Consider the following 19880-nt stretch of genomic DNA (forward strand, 5'->3'; position numbering starts at 1 on the left):
GGTGTTATGCTATGAATTTTGTACCAATAGTAGTAGAGCAATCAAGTCGTGGGGAACGGTCCTATGATATTTTTTCCAGACTCCTAAAAGATCGAATTATATTTATTGGTGGCCCCATTGATGATAATGTGGCAAATGTAGTCATTGCTCAACTGTTGTTTTTGGAGTCTGAAGATCCTGAGAAGGATATTCATATGTACATTAACAGTCCGGGGGGTGTAGTGACGGCAGCTTTAGCAATTTATGACACCATGCAGTATATTAAGCCGGATGTTTCCACAATTTGCATGGGTTCAGCGGCCAGCGCGGCAGCATTCTTGTTAAGTGCAGGCGCAAAAGGAAAGCGTTATGCATTGCCTTTTGCTCGCATTATGATTCATCAGCCTCTGGGGGGAACTCAAGGGCAGGCGACAGATATTGAAATTCATGCACGAGAAATATTGAGACTAAGAGAACTCCTGAATGGAATTCTTGCAACTCATACCGGGCAGTCGCGGGAAAAACTTGAGCACGATACGGAACGTGATTTCTTTATGTCTTCCGAACAGGCTAAGGAATATGGTCTTATTGATGCTGTAGTCGCCCGTGGAGAAAAACGTCATGAAAGTCCCAAATAAAGAGGTGATATAAGTATGTTAAAATTTGGGGATGACAAAGGTCAACTCAAATGTTCTTTTTGCGGTAAGTTACAGGAACAAGTTAAAAAATTGGTAGCTGGTCCTGGTGTATACATTTGTGATGAATGTATTGAGCTTTGTAATGAGATTATTGAGGAAGAACTAAGCGGAGAGATTGATATCGAGCTTCGTGATGTTCCAAAGCCTAAAGAAATAAAAGATATTCTTGATCAATATGTAATTGGTCAGGATGCTGCTAAAAAAACATTGGCTGTAGCGGTGTATAACCATTATAAGCGTGTTAATTTTGGCAGTAAAATGGACGATGTGGAATTACAAAAGTCCAACATTGTAATGCTTGGACCAACTGGTAGTGGTAAAACGCTGCTGGCTCAGACTTTAGCCAAACTGCTAAATGTACCTTTTGCTATTGCCGATGCAACATCACTTACAGAGGCTGGATATGTTGGAGAAGATGTGGAAAATATCTTGCTAAAACTCATCCAAGCGGCTGATTATGATGTGGAGAAAGCAGAAAAAGGCATTGTCTACATTGATGAAATTGACAAAATTGCCCGTAAATCGGAGAATCCGTCAATTACTCGTGATGTATCTGGGGAAGGTGTGCAGCAGGCACTTCTAAAAATTCTTGAAGGTACTGTAGCGAGTGTGCCCCCTCAGGGAGGACGCAAGCATCCTCATCAAGAGTTTATTCAAATTGATACAACCAATATCCTGTTTATTTGCGGTGGTGCGTTTGATGGTATTGATAAATTGATCAGCGCTCGTACAGGCAAGAAGAACATGGGTTTTGGTGCTGAAATCAGAAGTAAAGGTAAAAAGAATATTGGCGATTTGTTACAACAAATTCTGCCGGAAGATCTTTTAAAGTTTGGTCTTATTCCAGAGTTTGTCGGTCGTTTACCAGTAGTGGTAACTTTAGATGCTCTAGACGAACAAGCTTTGGTGCGCATACTGTTAGAGCCTAAAAATGCTCTAGTAAAGCAATATCAAAAATTCTTAGAGATTGATAATGTGCAACTTGAATTTAAAGAAGATGCATTAGATGCCATCGCTAAAGAAGCGTTGAAGCGTAATACAGGAGCACGGGGGCTTAGAGCGATTATTGAAGGTATTATGTGCAATGTGATGTACGAAGTACCATCTCGTGCAGATGTAGCAAAATGTACTGTAACAAAAGAAGTGGTCTTAAGTAAAGAAGAGCCTATATTAGTTACAGTTGATCGTAAATCTAAGAAAAAAGAAGAGTCGGCATAAAGACGACTAATGGAAAAGGAGAGACATTGTCTCTCCTTTTTTATTTACTGTTTTTTACAGGATAAAATCAAGTTGTTTGCCTATACTAAATTCAGAATCAGAATTGTTGGGGAGGAGGTTTTGGATCAGTGGATTATGCGATAAATATTGTTACAGTAATACAATTCTTTTTTGCAGTTGTCATCGGATTGTATTTTTGGAATTTACTGCGATCACAACAAGGAAACCGGGTAGCAGTTGAACGAGAATCAAAAAAAGAAATTGACAAATTGCAGAAACTAAGATCAATCTCATTAACGGAACCTTTATCAGAAAAAACTCGACCCACGACTTTTGCTGAAATTGTTGGGCAAGAAGACGGTTTAAAAGCATTAAGAGCAGCTTTATGCGGACCTAATCCTCAGCATGTTTTAGTGTATGGACCGCCAGGGGTTGGTAAGACAGCAGCAGCAAGACTGATACTAGAAGAGGCTAAGCGCAATAGTTTATCGCCTTTCTCATCGAATGCAAAGTTTATTGAAATGGATGCTACGACAGCTCGTTTTGATGAACGTGGAATTGCAGACCCTTTAATTGGTACAGTGCATGACCCCATTTACCAAGGAGCAGGTCCTTTAGGGGTGGCTGGCATTCCTCAGCCAAAAGCTGGAGCGGTTACGAAGGCTCATGGTGGATTGTTATTTATTGATGAAATTGGTGAGTTGCATCATATACAAATGAACAAGCTGCTAAAAGTATTAGAGGATCGTAAAGTGTTTTTAGAGAGCTCCTATTACAATAGTGAGGATACCAATATTCCAAGTCATATCCATGATATCTTCCAGAATGGTTTGCCAGCTGATTTTCGTTTAGTGGGGGCGACGACTCGTATGCCTCAGGATATTCCTCCTGCTATTCGTTCGCGATGTGTAGAAATATTTTTCCGTCCCATATTAGCCGATGAAGTGAGCAGGATTGTGTATAATGCTGCTAAAAAACTTAATTTTCCGATTGAGGACAAAGCCGTTGAAGTGATTAAACAATACTCTACCAATGGTCGTGATGGTGTCAATATTGTGCAAATTGCTGCAAGCGTTGCGATTAATGAGTCTAGGCAGTCCATCACTTGTAAAGATGTAGAATGGGTCATAAATTTTGGACACTATAGCAGACGACCGGAAAAGAAAGTTCCTGATGCCCCTCAAGTTGGCTTCGTCAATGGATTGGCAGTACATGGAGCTGATATAGGGGCAATTACGGAAATTGAGGTAACGGCTGTTTCAGGCACTGGGAAACTTACCATAACTGGCGTGGTTGATGAAGAAGAATTAGATGTGCCAGGTCGTACCATACGCCGTAAAAGCATGGCGAAATGTTCTTTGGAAAATGTTATGACTGTACTTTCCAATTGTTTTAAAATGGATATACATAGTTATGATATCCATGTGAATTTTCCAGGTGGAGGTCCTGTGGATGGTCCTTCAGCAGGAGTGACAATGGCAGTAGCAATCTATTCTGCCATTAAGGGAATTCCCGTTGATAATAAAGTAGCTATGACAGGAGAGCTTTCCATTCGTGGTTTAATTCGTCCCGTAGGTGGGGTAAGCGCCAAGATCTATGCAGCGGAGCAAGCTGGAGCGTGCCGGGTTTTGATACCAAAAGACAATTGGCAAGAGTCCTATCAGGGGCTGTCCGTTCAAGTCATCGCAATTGAATCTCTTGAGGAAGCTATCGAAAACGCTTTAATAAAAACAGTCGATATACTTCACAAAGATACTATAATACCTCAGCCTGAAATTTTAGCAGCAGCAGGTATGGAAATTTAAGTTTATAAAGGTGGTAAGGTTATGGATAGAATTGCTTTAATACTGGTCATTGTAGGGGCTCTAAATTGGCTTTTAGTGGGGCTATTTAAATTCGATTTAGTAGCCACGATTTTTGGCGGGCAAACTTCTTTCTTAAGTCGTATTATCTATGTATTAGTGGGCTTATCAGGCATCTGGTCCATCAGCTTTTTAAATAGAGGTAGAAGGTCAGCATAAGATATTGCAGGTTAGCAAGATAGCCTTCTACATAAAGAAGGCTATCTTGCTATTAAAAATTAAAATGTTTTTAATAATACTCTGAATTCATCACCATCCAGGCATTCTTTTTCTAACAATAAGGCGACTGCCGCTTGAAGGGTATCTTGACGATTAGAGAGAATGGTATAAACATACTGCTCCGTTTCCTTTATAATGGATGTTATAGTAGCATGTAAAAGATCCTTTGTGAGATCTTCTAAGGATATGATGCCTAATGTTGACATACCATTATGAATAATCTCTTTTGCTAAGTCGATTGCCTGCTTAAAGTCATTGGATGCACCTGTACTGCGATTGCCTAAGTTTATTTCTTCAGCGATGGCTCCAGCGAGTGCTACTGCAATTTTATTTTTAATGACATCCAATGTATATAAATACGTATCATCTAATGTTGTTTGTCTTACATAACCTAAGGCATTACTGCGAGAAGCAATGTTAATTGTTGCCACAGAACCAGGTCGTGTGATTTCACTTACTAATGCATGTCCTGCTTCATGGATAGCAATACGTTGTTTCTCCAGTGTGTTCGGTCTTCTATCTAATTTTTCACCCATGATTACTTTATCAATCGCACTTTGAAAGTGCTTAGATGTGATGGTTACCATTTCTTCACGCAGAGCCAGAATTGCTGCTTCATTGGTTAAGCTTTCTAAATGGGCTCCTGAAAAGCCAAAGGTATTTGCGGCAAGTGTTTCTAATGAGACATCTGCTGCTAATGGTTTATTTTTAGTATGCAGGCTAAGGATATGCAAACGTCCTTTTTTATCAGGCAGTTCTACTTTTACATGTCTATCGAAACGTCCTGGGCGCAGTAAGGCTGAATCAAGGATGTCGATGCGATTGGTAGCGCCAATAATTAATATCTTAACGCTGTCATCAAAAGAGAGACCATCCATTTGTACCAAAAGTTCATTTAGGGTTTGGTCATATTCGGTATTACCTGCATTTTGCCCCCGTTTTCCTCCCAGAATATCTAATTCATCAATGAAAAGAATTGCACTATCTTTACGTTGCTGCTTGGCGAGGGATTTGGCAGATTGGAACAATTGACGTACACGCTGTGCACCAACTCCGACATACATTTCTACAAATTCTGAGCCACTAGCCGAAAGGAAAACGGAATCTGTAAATTGAGCTGCTGCCTTTGCTAAAAGGGTCTTCCCCGTTCCTGGCGGACCATTTAATAAAACGCCCTTTAATGGACGGATGCCTAGATGGCTAAGACGAGTTGAATCTTTTATAAATTCTACGGCTTCTCGTAATTCTTGCTTTGCCACTTCTTGGCCGCCAATGTCATCAAATTGGATGAGGGAAGAGGCAGATAGTCCCTTCTTATTCACAGCAAAGGACCTCTTTGTAGCGTTAGCATAATAAAAGTAGATCCCAGTAATGATGAGCGCTGCAACAAAAAATACTAGGATACCGTCAAATCCCTGCCAAAGCATAAAAAGGAGAAGGCCTGCGACTGTACCTATACACAACTCTGTTAAATACATTTATCTCACCTCTTTATCATCTAATTGTCTGGGGATTACCTGATAGAGATTCCCCGTTGCAGTGGTGAGCTGAAGATATAGATAATTAGTATCTATATATACTTGTACTTTTATATCAGCAGCAATGGCCTTTTCTTGAATGCTGTTATACATGGTGCTAAAGTTTCCTGTAGTGAGCCCTTCAAAAATTTGATGATGAATGGAATAATAAAACTCTTCCAAGGCGGGGGTCTTATGGTCATGGAGGATGAGTTTATATCGTTTGGTCCCGATGTTCGTCTTAATGGTGTGATTGATACTCTCGTAAGTTGTTTGCAGATTATTGATATTGCTAAGGGTCACATGAATTTCTAAAACGGTTTGAGCTTTGTCTTGGTTGTTTAAAGTTACAGCTTCCACACCTTCGATTTCTTCTAAGGCCAATGTTAATGGTTTAGTCATTGTGTGCTGTTGCCAAAAATAATAGCTGCTGCTGGCAGCAGCGAAGGTGAATAGGACACTGATGATAATAATTGACCAGTTGTATTTTTGCCAATTCATATATTTTCCCCTCTCAAATACCATGATCAAGAAGTCTTGCCCTGTGAAAACGTCACTTTCCTAAAAGAAAATCTTGACTTAGCTCTTGTACTAAATCAATGAATAAAACCTATCTAGTTAACATAATATATTATACTATTGATTACAAATGGTGTAAAAGGTAAAATTCTACTATTTTCTATGTTTTTTATTTTCTACAAAAAGGATTTTTGCAGGGTAAATAAGAATATTTATAAATGTTAAGGATGAAAATAATAGTAATAGGATAAGGACAATTTAAAGGAGATTAATTTTATGCTGAATAAAGTACGCACCATACCGCTGCTGCCCCTTAGAGGCATCTTAGTTTTCCCATATATGATTATCCATCTTGATGTTGGTCGTGAAAAATCGATTAGTGCATTGGAAGAAGCCATGGTAAATGATCGCTTCATTATGCTTGCTACACAAAAAGATGCGCAGAATGATGCACCAACGCCAGAGGAGATCTTTACATTTGGAACCGTAGCTGAGGTGAAGCAATTATTAAAGCTGCCTGGTGGTACGATTCGAGTACTAGTAGAAGGATTGCACCGTGCTGAAGTAATAAAGTATACGGATTCGGAAAACTTTTATCAAGTAGAAGTTAAGGAATTTGATGAGCCAGAAACACGTACTCTGGAAATAGAAGCCTTAACTCGTACAGCTATTGCCCATTTTGAGCAATGGGTAAAGCTGAGTAAAAAGATCCCACCGGAAACTCTGGTTTCGGTTGTAGTCGTAGAAGAACCAGGTCGTTTAACAGACCTAATTGCCAGCCATTTATCTCTTAAAATTGAAGACAAACAAGCATTGCTTGATGCTGTTGATGTAAAAGAACGCTTGGAGAAATTATGCGAAATTCTTGGGCGTGAGATGGAAATTCTCGAATTGGAAAAGAAAATCAGTGTTCGCGTGCGTAAACAAATGGAAAAAACACAAAAAGAATATTATTTGCGTGAGCAGTTAAAGGCAATTCAAAAAGAATTAGGTGAAAAAGACGATCGGGCAGCTGAAGTGGAAGAATACAGAAATAAACTCAAAGAGCAAGAGGTTCCTAAGGAAGTTGCAGAAAAAATTAATAAAGAAATTGAACGTCTTGAAAAAATGCCGGCGATGGTGGCAGAAAGCGCTGTTATCCGTACCTATCTTGATTGCTTATTAGCACTGCCTTGGACCAAAGAGACTGAAGACATGCTGGATGTTAATAACGCTGAAAAAATATTGAATGAAGATCATTATGGTCTAGAAAAAGTAAAAGAACGTATTTTAGAATATTTATCGATTCGGAAATTGACAGAAACCATGAAAGGACCAATTCTTTGCCTTGTGGGACCTCCCGGTGTAGGTAAAACGTCTCTGGCTCGTTCGATTGCTAAGGCAATGGATCGAAAATTTGTCCGAGTCTCTTTAGGTGGTGTAAGAGATGAAGCTGAAATTCGCGGCCATCGCCGTACTTATGTTGGAGCCCTGCCTGGTCGAATTATTCAAGGGATACGTACTGCTGGTTCAAAAAATCCAGTATTTTTGTTAGATGAAATTGATAAAATGAGTGCGGACTTTAGAGGTGACCCGTCTGCTGCGTTATTAGAGGTTTTAGATCCGGAGCAAAATAATACATTTAGTGATCATTACGTAGAAGTGCCTTATGATCTTTCCAGGGTTTTATGGGTAGTAACTGCGAATGTGATGCATACCATTCCTCGACCGCTGCTCGATCGTATAGAAATTATTAATATTCCTGGTTATACGGAAGAAGAAAAAGTCGAGATTTCAAAGCGCTATTTAGTCCCTAAACAAGTTCGGGACCATGGCTTAACAGATAAACAGATTGTTTTCTCTGATACTACCTTACAAAAAATCATTGGTGATTATACTCGAGAATCAGGTGTGCGTGGCTTGGAACGAAATATCGCTACGTTATGCCGTAAAGTAGCGCGTCAAATTGTGCAAGAAAAACGTACGAATGTGAAAGTAACGGCACAAAACTTGCACACCTATTTAGGTGCCCCTAGATATCGCCATACCCAGGCTGAGCGTCAGCCCCAGGTAGGAGTAAGTACAGGACTGGCTTGGACTGAAGTCGGCGGAGATGTTCTTGCAATTGAGGTTTCTGTTATGAAGGGCAAGGGTAAATTACTGCTGACAGGTCAGCTGGGTGAGGTCATGAGAGAATCAGCACAAGCAGGCTTTAGCTACATTCGCACTCGTGCTCAGGAATTGGGCATTGATGGGAATTTCCAAGAAGAAACAGATATCCATATTCACTTACCAGAAGGTGGTATCCCTAAAGATGGACCTTCAGCAGGCATTAGTATGTCCACAGCAGTGGTCTCAGCGTTGACTAACAGGGCTGTGCGGAGTGATGTTGCAATGACGGGAGAAATCACCTTACGAGGACGAGTTCTGCCTGTAGGTGGCATTAAAGAGAAAGTATTAGCTGCTCATCGTGTTGGTATTAAGACGATCATCATGCCGAAGGAAAATAAACGAGATATAGACGAGATACCTGCAAATGTAAAAAAACACTTAGAATTCGTATTGGTGGAACACATGGATGAGGTGCTAAAAGCGGCATTGGTGAGCAAAAGTGAGTAGTGAAGTAATAAAGAAAGATATGAATATTACCAGTGGCCAATATATCGCTTCAGCTGTAAAAATTGATCAGTACCCCGAAGGTGAACTACATGAAATTGCATTTATGGGGCGCTCCAATGTAGGTAAATCTTCATTGATCAATTCATTATCAAGGCGTAATGGGTTAGCGCGTACAAGTGGCAGCCCAGGGAAAACCCAAACCCTTAACTTCTATAAGTTGATGGCTAAACTCAGTGATACGGATAAACGTGATTTTTTTCTGGTAGATTTACCTGGATATGGCTATGCTCGTACAGGTAAATCCAATCGGCAGCAGTGGGCAAAATTTATTGAAGAATATTTATTAAAATCTCCCAGGCTGCAACTGGTCTGTCAGTTAATTGATATCCGCCATGATCCGATGGATAGTGATATCAGTGCCTATAAGTGGTTAATTGAAAATGATGTGCCAGTACAAGTGATTGCAACCAAAGCCGATAAACTCAATCGAATGGCTGTAAAAAAGAATGTGGAAGCAATTCGTAAAGGATTAGGAATGAAAGGTGATCATATTATTGCCTATTCTTCAGAAAAAGGTTTAGGTCGTCCAGAGTTACTTGACGTAATTGGGCAGATTCTGTTAAAATGAAATATAAATGCAAAGGAGAATAGCATCGGCTGTTCTCCTTTTTGATGGAATAACTAACAATTCACTGCTGATTTTGAGCAAAGGAGTGGACTTGGTGCAATCCAGGTTCTTTTCTTTTAAAGTATATAGAATGGCTTCGATGGATACATTTACTTTGTATATAATCAGAATGTTATTTATTACTAAGCGCCGTTACACTTACCATGTTATGGCATTCTGACTGTTTCATAGGGTATTTGGTACAAAATAAATAAAAAGGAGTTGTTTATGCTTACTGCATTTGATAAGAGTTTATTGAATATTATTCAAACAGATTTATCTTTTGAGAAGCGTCCTTTCGCGTTAGTGGCAAAAAAACTAGAAACAACGGAAGCAATCGTCATTGAAAGACTAAAGTTTTTAAAAGCGCAAGGTTTCATTCGCCGCATCGGTCCTTTTTTTGATTCTACCAAACTCGGTTATATTGGCACCTTAGTGGCATTGGAGGTAAAAGAGGAGTGTCTTGCCCAAGTGGCGGGCGTTATTAATTCTTATTATGGGGTTACTCATAACTATGAACGTGAAGCAGATTTAAATCTGTGGTTTACGCTATTAAGTCCAAACCTTTTGAAACAAGATGAAATATTAGAAACCATTCGTAATCTTGATGGTGTCGTGCGGTTGCTAAATTTGCCAGCTACTCAGAAGTTTAAAGTGAGTGTACAGTTTTCTTTAACCTAGAAAATGTGAGAGTGGACTTCAAATAAGCTGGAAAAGAGGTGACTTATGCTGGATGAATTAGATAAAAAGATTATCGTGATTATGCAGGAAGACTTTCCCTTAGTAGCTGAACCTTATCGGCAAATAGCAGAAAGATTAGGGATTCATGAAGATGAACTTTTAGGAAGATTGAAAGGATATCGTCAATCGGGCAAGATTCGTAAAATGGGAGCTGTTCTTAGACATCGGGAAGTTGGTTATGCAGCCAATGCATTATGTGCGTGGATTGTTCCTGAGGAGCGTATTGTTGAAATCGGAAAAATGTTGGCAAAAGATGCAGTAGTATCCCATTGCTATGCGAGGATATCCCAACCTGGCTGGCCCTATAATTTTTACACGATGCTTCATGCTCATACTCGTAAGGACTGTAAGGTGCTAGCGGAAGATATCGCTAAGCGCACAGGATTGCAGGAATATGTCATGTTATTTAGCACAAAAGAATGGAAAAAAATTAGTATGCAATATTTTAAAGACTAATCATCAATGATAAGCGGTAGTAGCAGCACATGGATTGTACATGTGCTGCTACTTATTTTGAGTATTTTAGTATTTAATATAGTGAAAAAAGTAATTTATTATTGAACAGTAAAAAAAGAGGGATTGATTAGTAGGTGTAGAAATTTGGAGAATAAATAGAGTAAAAATTCTGTATTTTGAGATAATTTTCTTGGAATTGATAAATAGACATTATTTATTTAGGAGGTGCATAACTTGTAATGATTTATATAAAACTAAACGGGGGATGAGGAGGTGATAGTAATATTACTTGAAGCTCATAAGGCATTATTATATCCTTCATCTAATAGTTAATAAGGTAAAAAGAAAGGGGTGTTACTGAATGAATTGGACGCAAGTATATGATCCTATGCAGAATCTTGCTCTTTCATCATTACTGGCAGCTATTCCTATTATCGTAATTTTTTATTTATTGGCTATTCGACGGTCTCCTGGACAAATTGCTGGCGCCTTAGCGTTAGTTTCTGCTATATTAGTAGCTATTTTTGTTTATCAAATGCCTCCAGGGTTAGCGATTACCTCGGCTGCTATGGGAGCTTTATATGGAATATTTCCTATCTTCTGGATCGTAATTACGGCTATCTTTATTTATAACCTTACAGTAGAGACGGGACAATTTCAAATTGTCAAAGACTCTATTGCGACGATTACGGATGATCGGCGTCTGCAAGCTCTCTTAATTGCTTTTGGTTTTGGTGCTTTCTTGGAAGGGGCAGCAGGATTTGGAACCCCTGTGGCGATTTCTGCTGGTATGTTGGTGGGGCTTGGCTTTAATCCTTTATATGCTGCAGGATTATGTTTGATTGCCAATACTGCTCCAGTAGCTTTTGGCGGCATTGGTATTCCTATCATTGTTGCTGGTCAAGTTACAGGACTCGATACTATGAAAATTAGTGCCATGGTAGGAAGACAGCTTCCGTTTTTATCCATTATTATTCCGATTTGGTTAGTGGTATTAATGTCGGGCTGGAAGGCTGCAAAAGAAGTATTGCCTGCGTGCTTAGTGGCGGGTATATCCTTTGCTGGCGTACAATGGTTTTCATCTAACTATATTGGGCCAGAACTCCCCGATATTTTATCTTCACTTGCTTGCATCGTTGCTTTAACAATATTCCTAAAATATTGGAAGCCAGCAAACATCTGGCGATTTGAAAATGAACCAGCACCGACTCTTGTTGCTGACAGAGCTGCTTTGACTCTTGGCAAAGTTCTAAAAGCATGGTCTCCATTTATAATTTTAACAGTAATGGTCATTTTATGGGGATTAAAACCGGTGGTAGCATCATTAAATACTGTAACTATTAATTGGATAGTGCCGGGTCTTGATAAACTTGTTACACAGGTTGCACCTATTGCAAAACAACCAGTAGCTTTAGCGGCTCTTTATAAAATCAATTGGTTAAGTGCTGCAGGTACAGCATTATTTATTGCAAGTATTCTTACAGCTGCTGTTCTAGGTGTTGGTCCTAGCCGATTTATTGCTGTTTTTGCAAAAACCTTCAACCAGTTATTGAAACCTTTGATCACCATTCCTTGTGTTCTAGGTTTAGCTTATGTTATGAATTACTCAGGAATGAGCTCTACTCTAGGTCTATTCCTTGCGGGTTCAGGTTCGCTATTTCCATTCTTCTCTCCGTTCCTAGGGTGGCTAGGAGTATTTTTAACAGGGTCCGATACTTCTGCCAATGCTTTATTCGGCAATTTACAATCTGTTACTGGGCAGCAGATTGGTGTTGATCCGATCTTAACAGTAGCGGGAAATTCATCAGGTGGTGTTTGCGGCAAGATGATTTCTCCACAAAGTATTGCTGTGGCAACCGCAGCTACAGGATTAGTTGGCAAAGAAGGCGACTTGTTTAGCTTTACAGTAAAACATTCTCTAGTCTTGGCTGTGATTGTAGGTCTCATAACCTATGTACAGGCTTATTGGCTCAATTGGATGATCCCTTAATCTTTTAAAGTATACGAAACGAAAAGATACTGGGTTGAGAGTTTTCTCCACCCAGTATTTTTATGGTAGTATAGTGAATTTAGCAAGAGAATTTGCCATTTCATATGATAATTTGACATATTGCGTTAAAAAGAATTCTCGAAGGTTGTCATAAAAATTTAAAAAAGCAATAGACGTAAAGACAGATAATAGTGTATTATAGTAACAGACTTTGCGTGTAGGTGATTAAAATAGTGAATAAAAATTCGATGTTTGATGTTGTAAAAAGTGATTTGATGTTATTGGAAACGGAATTACTTTCTGTTATACACTCTCCCGAAAAATTAATAACGGATATTAGCAAACATTTAGTAGAAGCTGGTGGTAAACGATTACGTCCTGCTTTGTACTTTATGTGCACCAAAGGCCGAGTAGCTGATATGGAAAAAATAATGCCAATGGCAGTTGCTATTGAATTAATCCACATGGCTACTTTGGTTCATGATGATGTAATTGATAATGCAGCAACTCGTCGCGGGAAAGCAACTGCTAACTCTTGTTGGGGCAATCATTCATCGGTATTAATTGGTGATTATTTATTTGCTAAAGCTTTTTCCCTAGTGGCAAATAAGGTTAGTAACGAAATGCTTAAAGTATTGACAGATGTTATCTGTTCTATGTGTGAAGGTGAAATTAATCAGAATCGAAGTACCTTTCATGCAGATCAAAAAGAAAGTGATTATTTAGGACGTATTGAACAGAAAACTGCGAATTTTATTGCTGCTAGCTGTGAGTTAGGTGGTTTGGCAGTGGGACTGTCTGCTGAAGAAACGAAAGCCTTACGGGAATATGGATACTCATTAGGAATGGCTTTTCAAATCACAGATGATATTTTAGATGTTACTGCATCTTCAGAACAAATTGGTAAACCTGTCGGTAATGATTTAAGGCAAGGGATTGTAACATTGCCTATCATTTATGCTTTGGAGCATAGCTCACATAAGGATGAGTTACGAGAGATTGTCCAAACTAAGAATATGTCGGAAGAGAAAATTAAACGTGGCTTGGCGATTCTTCATGAAACAGATGCAATCGAGTATTCCTACAGCCGTGTTGCAGATTATTTAAAATATTCACGTAATGTTATACCTGTCAACATATTGGGAGAACATAGGGAAGCATTTATTGCAGTAGCTGATTTTGTAGGTTTGCGTAATTATTAAATTTTATGGGTAGTATATAGATAACATTTATTGTGAAAGTTTTTGTTATAAATGCAGAAGACTTGGTGCGGGCCAAGTCTTTTCTTTTTAGAGGATTTTAGGTATAATAGGTAAATAAGTTCTACTTAGAAAGGGGTTATGTATCGATGTTTAGTTTCAGCATGCCTGAATTAGTATTAATATTAGTAATCGCACTTGTTGTTTTTGGCCCTGGCAAACTTCCAGAAGTCGGTAAAGCTTTAGGTAGAGGTATTCAGGAATTTAAAAAGGCTACAACTGGAGAGATAAAGCAAGATCCTATAATAAAAGAAGAGAGTAAGACAGAAGAAAAAAAGTGAGGAATACTCAATGTCGGATATAATAAGTACGGATAAGGATGATGATCAGCTTGAGGATGGTGCTATTGACAACGGAATGTCTTTAGTGGAACATCTGCAAGAATTACGACGCAGGCTGATTATTATTATTATAGCTGTAGCTGCGGGGAGTCTGATTAGTTATTTTTATGCTGCCGAGTTAGTACAGTATATTACGGCTCCTGCTGGTAAGTTGTATTATATGAGTCCGGCGGAAGCCTTTTTTACTTATATAAGAGTATCTGTTTTTGCTGGTTTTCTATTAGTGTTGCCGATTGTGCTGTATCAAATTTGGGCGTTTGTCGTGCCAGCATTAACGAAGAAGGAGCATATGGCTTCTCTTATTTTAGTGCCTTCCTCTGTACTGTTATTTTTTATAGGACTTGCCTTTTCCTATGCTCTTGTATTACCAGCGGGAATTAAATTTTTTATGGGATTTGCTACAGAAAATCTTCAGCCTTTGCTATCTTTAGGCGAGTATTTATCTTTTGTCATCTCCTTTTTACTGCCCTTTGGTTTTATCTTTGAGTTACCGTTATTTATCATCGTTATGGCTAAATTTGGCCTCATAAGTTCGAGCTTTTTAACTGGCAAGCGTAAACATGTTTTAGTGTTATCATTTGTGATAGGTGCTGTTATTTCACCTACTCCAGATATTTTTTCTCAGACTATGGTGGCTGTGCCTGTAATTGTATTATATGAACTTAGTATTTTGATTGTAAAATACCTTTTAAAGAAATAATATTCGTGAAAAGCCAATGAAAGGAAGTTATATATGGCATTTACTGATTTACGTGAATTCATTCATGCTCTAGAAGAGCGAGGCTGGTTGAAGCGCATTCAAGAAGAGGTAAATTGTGACCTGGAGATTACAGAGATCACTGATCGGGTATCTAAAATGTCTGGTGAGAAAAATGTAGCCTTACTTTTTGAAAATGTAAGAGGCTACAATATGCCTGTGCTCATGAATGCTTTTGGCAGTATGGAGCGTATGGCGCTGGCTTTAGGCGTAGACAAACTTGATGATATTGCAGCAGAAGTAAAAGAAATCTTCAAATTACCTTATATTTCTGTACAGAATAAATTAGATTTGCTGAAAATTATTCCTACCGCTAAGCGGGCGATAAACTTCCCTAAGTATGTAAAGAGCGGACCATGTAAAGAAGTGATTATTAAAGATCAGCCTTCGTTAGATAAATTTCCTATTTTAAAATGCTGGCCTGGTGATGCTGGCAAATTTATTACATTGCCTTTAGTATTTACTAAAAATCCTTTGAATGGTAAGCGAAATGTGGGAATGTATCGTTTGCAAGTGTATGATGGACAAACGACAGGTATGCATTGGCATATTCATAAAAATGGGGCAGAAAATTATCGGGCTCATCAGACATTAGGTAAAGATCGTATTGAGGTGGCTGTAGCTATTGGTACTGATCCAACTCTTACATATGCGGCTACGGCTCCATTGCCGAAAGATATTGATGAAATGGTATTTGCAGGATTTTTGCGTAAAAAATCCGTAGAAATGATTAAGTGTGAGACGGTGGATGTGGAAGTACCAGCTCATTCGGAAATTGTCCTGGAAGGGTATGTGATGATTGATGAATTGAGAAGGGAAGGACCTTTTGGTGACCATACGGGTTATTATTCCCTTGCTGATGATTATCCTGTGTTTCATATTACTTGTATTACTCATCGTAAAGATCCTATTTATCCAGCTACCATCGTAGGCAAACCGCCAATGGAAGATTGTTTCTTAGCAAAGGCTACAGAACGTATTTTCCTGCCTGTATTGCAAATGAATTTACCAGAAATCATTGATTTGAACCTGCCTCTGGAAGGTGTTTTTCATAATTGTGCCGTAGTATCGATAAAGAAAACCTATCCCCAGCAAGCCAAAAAAGTAATGCATGCGATTTGGGGTATGGGGCAAATGATGTTTACTAAAATGGTTATTGTCGTGGATGAACACGTTAATGTGCAGGATATGAATGAAGTATGGTGGCGCGTGTATAATAACATTGATGCTCGCCGTGATATTGTGATGGTGGATGGACCACTGGATGTACTGGATCATTCTTCGCCGATGCCAAACTGGGGGACCAAAGTGGGGATTGATGCCACAAAAGCCTGGGCTGCCGAAGGCTATACCCGAGAATGGCCGGATGAAATTGAAATGTCAGCAGAAATAAAAGAGATGGTTGACAAGAAATGGAAGGGATTGGGTCTTGAGTAAAATTAAAGCACATCTTGATAATATCGTATTGTCGCATACTGTATTTGCCTTACCTTTTTCCTATATTGGTGCTATATTAGCAGCTGGCGGTATACCTACAGGCAGAGAATTCTTCTGGATTACTTTGGCTATGGTGGGCGCACGCAGTGCAGCTATGGCATTAAATAACTGTATTGATTTAAAATATGACAAATTACAGCCAAGGTTTGCAAATCGCCCCATGGTAACCGGGGCGGTTAAGCCTTGGGAGGCAATACTTTTAACATTGGCCAGCTTGGGGCTATTTGTCTGGGCAGCAGCCAATTTACATCCTTTATGCTTACAATTGGCTCCCTTGGCAATACTCCCTTTAGTCATCTATCCCTATATGAAACGATTTTCCTGGACTTGTCATTTAGTTCTGGGTTTGGCTTTATCCATTGCACCCATTGGCTCTTGGGTAGCGATACGGGGAGATATTACCATGCCTATCCTCCTGCTTGGGTTAGCTGTTGGGGTATGGATTGCTGGTTTTGATGCTATTTATGGCTGTCAAGATGTTGCTTTCGATAAAAAGCATGGGTTGCATTCCATGCCAGTACGCTTTGGCATACCAAGAACATTGGCTATATGTAAAGCAATGCATGTGATTAGTATTATGGGCTTTTATTTAGTAGGACAGCTCATGAACATGCATGGAATATATTATGCGGGTGTAGTACTTGCTGCATTGGTATTAATTTATCAGCATTCCATTGTCACCCCTACTGATTTTCGCTTGGTGACTCAAGCTTATTTTATGCGTAATGGCTTAGTAAGTATTGCTTTATTAGTATTTACTGTAATTAGTATTCTGGCATAAAGAAGATTGGATTAAGGCAGAAATAATATTTTTTCTACGCCAGAGAGAAAAACAGCATGGGGGGATGTTATATGACAGCAACATTATTAGAAGGTAAAGTTTTTGCAGCAGAAATAAAAAAGAGTGTGCACAAGGATGTTGAAAAGTTTATAAAGTCACAGGGGATTATGCCTGGACTGGCAGTAATCATTGTTGGGGAGAATGCTGCCTCAAAAGTATACGTAGCCAATAAGCATAAGGCTTGTGAAGAATTAGGCATTTATTCAGAAGTGATACGTATGCCGGCAAGTGTCACTAAGCAAGAATTATTAGAACAGATTCGTGTCTTGAATGAAAGTACTACCATTCACGGTATTTTATTACAATTACCATTGCCTGATGCTTTAAAACATGATGAAGCAGAGCTTTTAAAAGCAATCCACCCTGATAAAGATGTGGACGGATTTCATCCTGTAAATGTGGGTAAATTAGCAATCGGTCAAGAGCATCTTGTACCGTGCACACCTGCTGGCTGTATCAAAATTTTAGAACTTGCCAATGTAGAAATTGCGGGTAAACATGCAGTAATCATTGGGCGGAGCAATATTGTTGGTAAACCAATGGCAAATTTATTATTGTCCCGTCATGCTACAGTAACTATATGTCACTCTCGGACTGCCAATTTACCCAGCATCACTTCCCAAGCTGATATCTTAATAGTTGCAATTGGCAAAGCTCATTTTGTGACTAAAGATATGGTAAAACCAGGTGCTGTAGTAATTGACGTGGGAATCAATCGCCTTGCAGATAAAAAATTAGTGGGTGACGTTAACTTTGAAGATGTAAAAGAAGTGGCAGGGGCCATTACCCCCGTACCAGGCGGCGTTGGCCTTTTGACCATTGCGATGTTACTTAGTAATACGGTAAAAGCTGCCCAGTTGCAGTGTCATAAAGAACATAAATAGACCAATTCATTCGGTAGTGTTACAGCCAAATGATACTTGAAACAAAGCGATTGTATCAAGAATTCACTTTGGCTGTAGTTATATAAGGAGGTATATAAAATGAAAAGTGATGTTGAAATTGCGCAAGAGGCCCATATGATACATATTGAAGAAGTTGCCAGTCAACTTGGCATTACGCAAGATGATCTTGAACTTTATGGAAAATATAAAGGGAAGGTATCATTACAGACTTGGGAAAATATTAAAACTCGCCCTGATGGTAAGTTAGTATTGGTTACCGCTATTAACCCGACAGCGGCAGGGGAAGGTAAAACAACGACTACAGTCGGTCTTGGCGATGCGTTACATCAAATTGGAAAAAAAGTGGCCATAGCGCTGCGTGAGCCATCCCTAGGACCCTGTTTTGGCATGAAAGGTGGTGCTGCTGGTGGTGGATATGCGCAAGTAGTGCCGATGGAAGATATTAATTTACATTTTACTGGAGATTTTCATGCAATTACAACGGCTCATAATTTATTAGCCGCTATCATTGACAATCATATTCATCAAGGAAATGAATTAGGCTTAGATCCTAGGCGTATTACCTGGCGCCGTGTGATGGATTTAAATGAACGTTCACTACGCTCGATTATTTGCGGACTAGGCGGGAAAATAAATGGTATACCCCGGGAAAGCGGTTTTGATATTACGGTTGCTTCAGAAATGATGGCTATTTTATGTTTAGCCAGTGATTTAGATGACATGAAGGCTCGTATCGGTAAGATTATTATTGGTTATACCTACGGAAATGAACCCATTACTGCTGAAGCATTACATGTCACGGGAGCTTTGACGTTATTGTTTAAAGACGCTATAAAGCCTAATTTAGTGCAGACATTAGAACATACTCCGGCTTTTGTCCATGGCGGACCTTTTGCTAATATTGCCCATGGCTGCAATAGTGTAATGGCGACTAAATTTGCATTAAAACTGGCTGATATTTGTGTTACAGAAGCTGGTTTTGGTGCTGACCTTGGTGCTGAGAAATTTTTAGATATTAAGTGTCGGTTTGCGGGGATCAAGCCAGATGCAGTGGTAATTGTCGCTACTGTTCGCGCTCTTAAAATGCATGGTGGCGTACCTAAAACAGAGTTAGTGGGAGAAAATATGCCAGCTTTAGAAAAAGGCTTGGCGAATTTGACAAAACATATTGAAAATATGCAGAAATTTGGTTTGCCAGCAATCGTTGCTATTAATGCGTTTCCTATAGATAGTTCCCAAGAACTTGAATTTGTAAGACAAAAATGTGTGGAGTTGGGTGCTGAGGTTGCTTTATCAGAAGTATGGGCTAAAGGTAGTCAAGGTGGCATAGAACTGGCCCAAAAAGTTCTCGCAGCTTGTGAGCAGCCTGGCAATTTCAACTATCTATATGATGTGAATGCGTCGATCAAGGATAAGATCGCAACTATTGCCAGGGAAATATATGGTGCCGAAGGGGTTAGTTATACTCCTCAAGCGGAAAAGACAATTAAGGAGCTTACAGCGTTAGGTTTTGATAAAACACCTATATGTATGGCTAAAACTCAATACTCTTTGAGTGATGATATGACCCAATTAGGAAGACCTACTGGCTTTACCATCACTGTGCGTGAAATTCGAGTAGCAGCAGGAGCTGGATTCTTAGTAGCACTGACAGGTGAAGTGATGACCATGCCAGGGCTGCCTAAACGTCCAGCGGCAGAAAAAATGGATATTGATAATGTTGGAAAAATTGTTGGCTTGTTTTAAGTATAAGCAAGAATTAGGACAGGTTTCATTATAAATGGTGAATCGCATTGATAAAGTATTGACTTATCAT

18 protein-coding genes are annotated in these 19880 nt (G+C 39.2%); 16 read left to right on the forward strand and 2 right to left on the reverse strand.

Translation table 11 applies throughout. The features are described from left to right. Positions 1-11: 11 nt before the first annotated feature. The 4 genes from clpP to JBW_RS08150 all read left to right on the forward strand — a co-directional run bounded on the left by clpP (position 12) and on the right by JBW_RS08150 (position 3916). Positions 12-617 (forward strand): ATP-dependent Clp endopeptidase proteolytic subunit ClpP, encoded by a 606-nt coding sequence (gene clpP / locus JBW_RS08135; protein ID WP_007952675.1) that lies wholly within the window; start codon positions 12-14, stop codon positions 615-617. A 15-nt stretch (positions 618-632) separates the two neighbouring features. Next, positions 633-1895, forward strand: a complete 1263-nt coding sequence (gene clpX / locus JBW_RS08140; protein WP_007952676.1) for an ATP-dependent Clp protease ATP-binding subunit ClpX — start codon at positions 633-635, stop codon at positions 1893-1895. A gap of 128 nt (positions 1896-2023) precedes the next feature. Next, positions 2024-3700 carry an ATP-dependent protease LonB gene (gene lonB, locus JBW_RS08145; protein ID WP_007952684.1) on the forward strand — a complete coding sequence of 559 codons (1677 nt, stop codon included), beginning with the start codon at positions 2024-2026 and terminating at the stop codon, positions 3698-3700. A gap of 21 nt (positions 3701-3721) precedes the next feature. Next, positions 3722-3916, forward strand: a complete 195-nt coding sequence (locus JBW_RS08150; RefSeq protein ID WP_007930600.1) for a DUF378 domain-containing protein — start codon at positions 3722-3724, stop codon at positions 3914-3916. Between the two features lie 59 nt (positions 3917-3975). Here JBW_RS08150 and JBW_RS08155 read toward each other — a convergent pair whose 3' ends face one another. Next, the gene (locus JBW_RS08155; protein ID WP_235334165.1) at positions 3976-5298 is read right to left on the reverse strand and encodes an AAA family ATPase; all 1323 of its coding nucleotides are present in this window, start codon (positions 5296-5298) and stop codon (positions 3976-3978) included. Between the two features lie 156 nt (positions 5299-5454). Next, entirely contained in the window at positions 5455-5994 is a 540-nt protein-coding gene (locus JBW_RS08160) for a hypothetical protein (RefSeq protein ID WP_007952692.1), read from the reverse strand. A gap of 294 nt (positions 5995-6288) precedes the next feature. Here JBW_RS08160 and lon point away from each other — a divergent pair, with 294 nt between their 5' ends. The 12 genes from lon to JBW_RS08220 all read left to right on the forward strand — a co-directional run bounded on the left by lon (position 6289) and on the right by JBW_RS08220 (position 19810). Further along, a complete protein-coding gene (gene lon, locus JBW_RS08165) occupies positions 6289-8610 on the forward strand; it encodes an endopeptidase La (protein ID WP_007952693.1) in 2322 nt (773 codons plus the stop codon). Continuing rightward, positions 8603-9238, forward strand: coding sequence for a ribosome biogenesis GTP-binding protein YihA/YsxC (gene yihA / locus JBW_RS08170; RefSeq protein WP_007952695.1), 636 nt, complete (start codon positions 8603-8605; stop codon positions 9236-9238). The genes lon and yihA overlap by 8 nt, the downstream gene beginning before the upstream one ends. 267 nt (positions 9239-9505) lie before the next feature. After that, a complete protein-coding gene (locus JBW_RS08175; protein WP_007952697.1) occupies positions 9506-9958 on the forward strand; it encodes an Lrp/AsnC family transcriptional regulator in 453 nt (150 codons plus the stop codon). A 45-nt stretch (positions 9959-10003) separates the two neighbouring features. Continuing rightward, positions 10004-10474 carry an AsnC family transcriptional regulator gene (locus JBW_RS08180; protein WP_007952698.1) on the forward strand — a complete coding sequence of 157 codons (471 nt, stop codon included), beginning with the start codon at positions 10004-10006 and terminating at the stop codon, positions 10472-10474. A 361-nt stretch (positions 10475-10835) separates the two neighbouring features. Further along, a complete protein-coding gene (locus JBW_RS08185) occupies positions 10836-12464 on the forward strand; it encodes an L-lactate permease (protein ID WP_007952701.1) in 1629 nt (542 codons plus the stop codon). Between the two features lie 248 nt (positions 12465-12712). Next, positions 12713-13666, forward strand: coding sequence for a polyprenyl synthetase family protein (locus JBW_RS08190; RefSeq protein WP_036680085.1), 954 nt, complete (start codon positions 12713-12715; stop codon positions 13664-13666). Between the two features lie 146 nt (positions 13667-13812). Beyond that, positions 13813-14004 carry a twin-arginine translocase TatA/TatE family subunit gene (gene tatA, locus JBW_RS08195; protein WP_007952705.1) on the forward strand — a complete coding sequence of 64 codons (192 nt, stop codon included), beginning with the start codon at positions 13813-13815 and terminating at the stop codon, positions 14002-14004. 10 nt (positions 14005-14014) lie between these two features. Further along, positions 14015-14764, forward strand: a complete 750-nt coding sequence (gene tatC / locus JBW_RS08200) for a twin-arginine translocase subunit TatC (protein WP_007952707.1) — start codon at positions 14015-14017, stop codon at positions 14762-14764. A gap of 33 nt (positions 14765-14797) precedes the next feature. After that, positions 14798-16258, forward strand: a complete 1461-nt coding sequence (locus JBW_RS08205; RefSeq protein WP_007952708.1) for a menaquinone biosynthesis decarboxylase — start codon at positions 14798-14800, stop codon at positions 16256-16258. Then, positions 16251-17099, forward strand: a complete 849-nt coding sequence (locus JBW_RS08210) for a UbiA-like polyprenyltransferase (RefSeq protein WP_007952709.1) — start codon at positions 16251-16253, stop codon at positions 17097-17099. Before JBW_RS08205 ends, JBW_RS08210 begins: the two co-directional genes overlap by 8 nt. A gap of 71 nt (positions 17100-17170) precedes the next feature. Continuing rightward, on the forward strand, positions 17171-18043 hold the full coding sequence (gene folD / locus JBW_RS08215) for a bifunctional methylenetetrahydrofolate dehydrogenase/methenyltetrahydrofolate cyclohydrolase FolD (RefSeq protein WP_007952710.1): 873 nt from the start codon (positions 17171-17173) through the stop codon (positions 18041-18043). Positions 18044-18142: 99 nt separating this feature from the next. Then, entirely contained in the window at positions 18143-19810 is a 1668-nt protein-coding gene (locus tag JBW_RS08220) for a formate--tetrahydrofolate ligase (protein WP_007952711.1), read from the forward strand. The last annotated feature ends 70 nt before the right edge of the window (positions 19811-19880 follow it).

Source organism: Pelosinus fermentans JBW45 (assembly GCF_000271665.2).
GTDB classification, from domain to species: domain Bacteria; phylum Bacillota; class Negativicutes; order DSM-13327; family DSM-13327; genus Pelosinus; species Pelosinus baikalensis.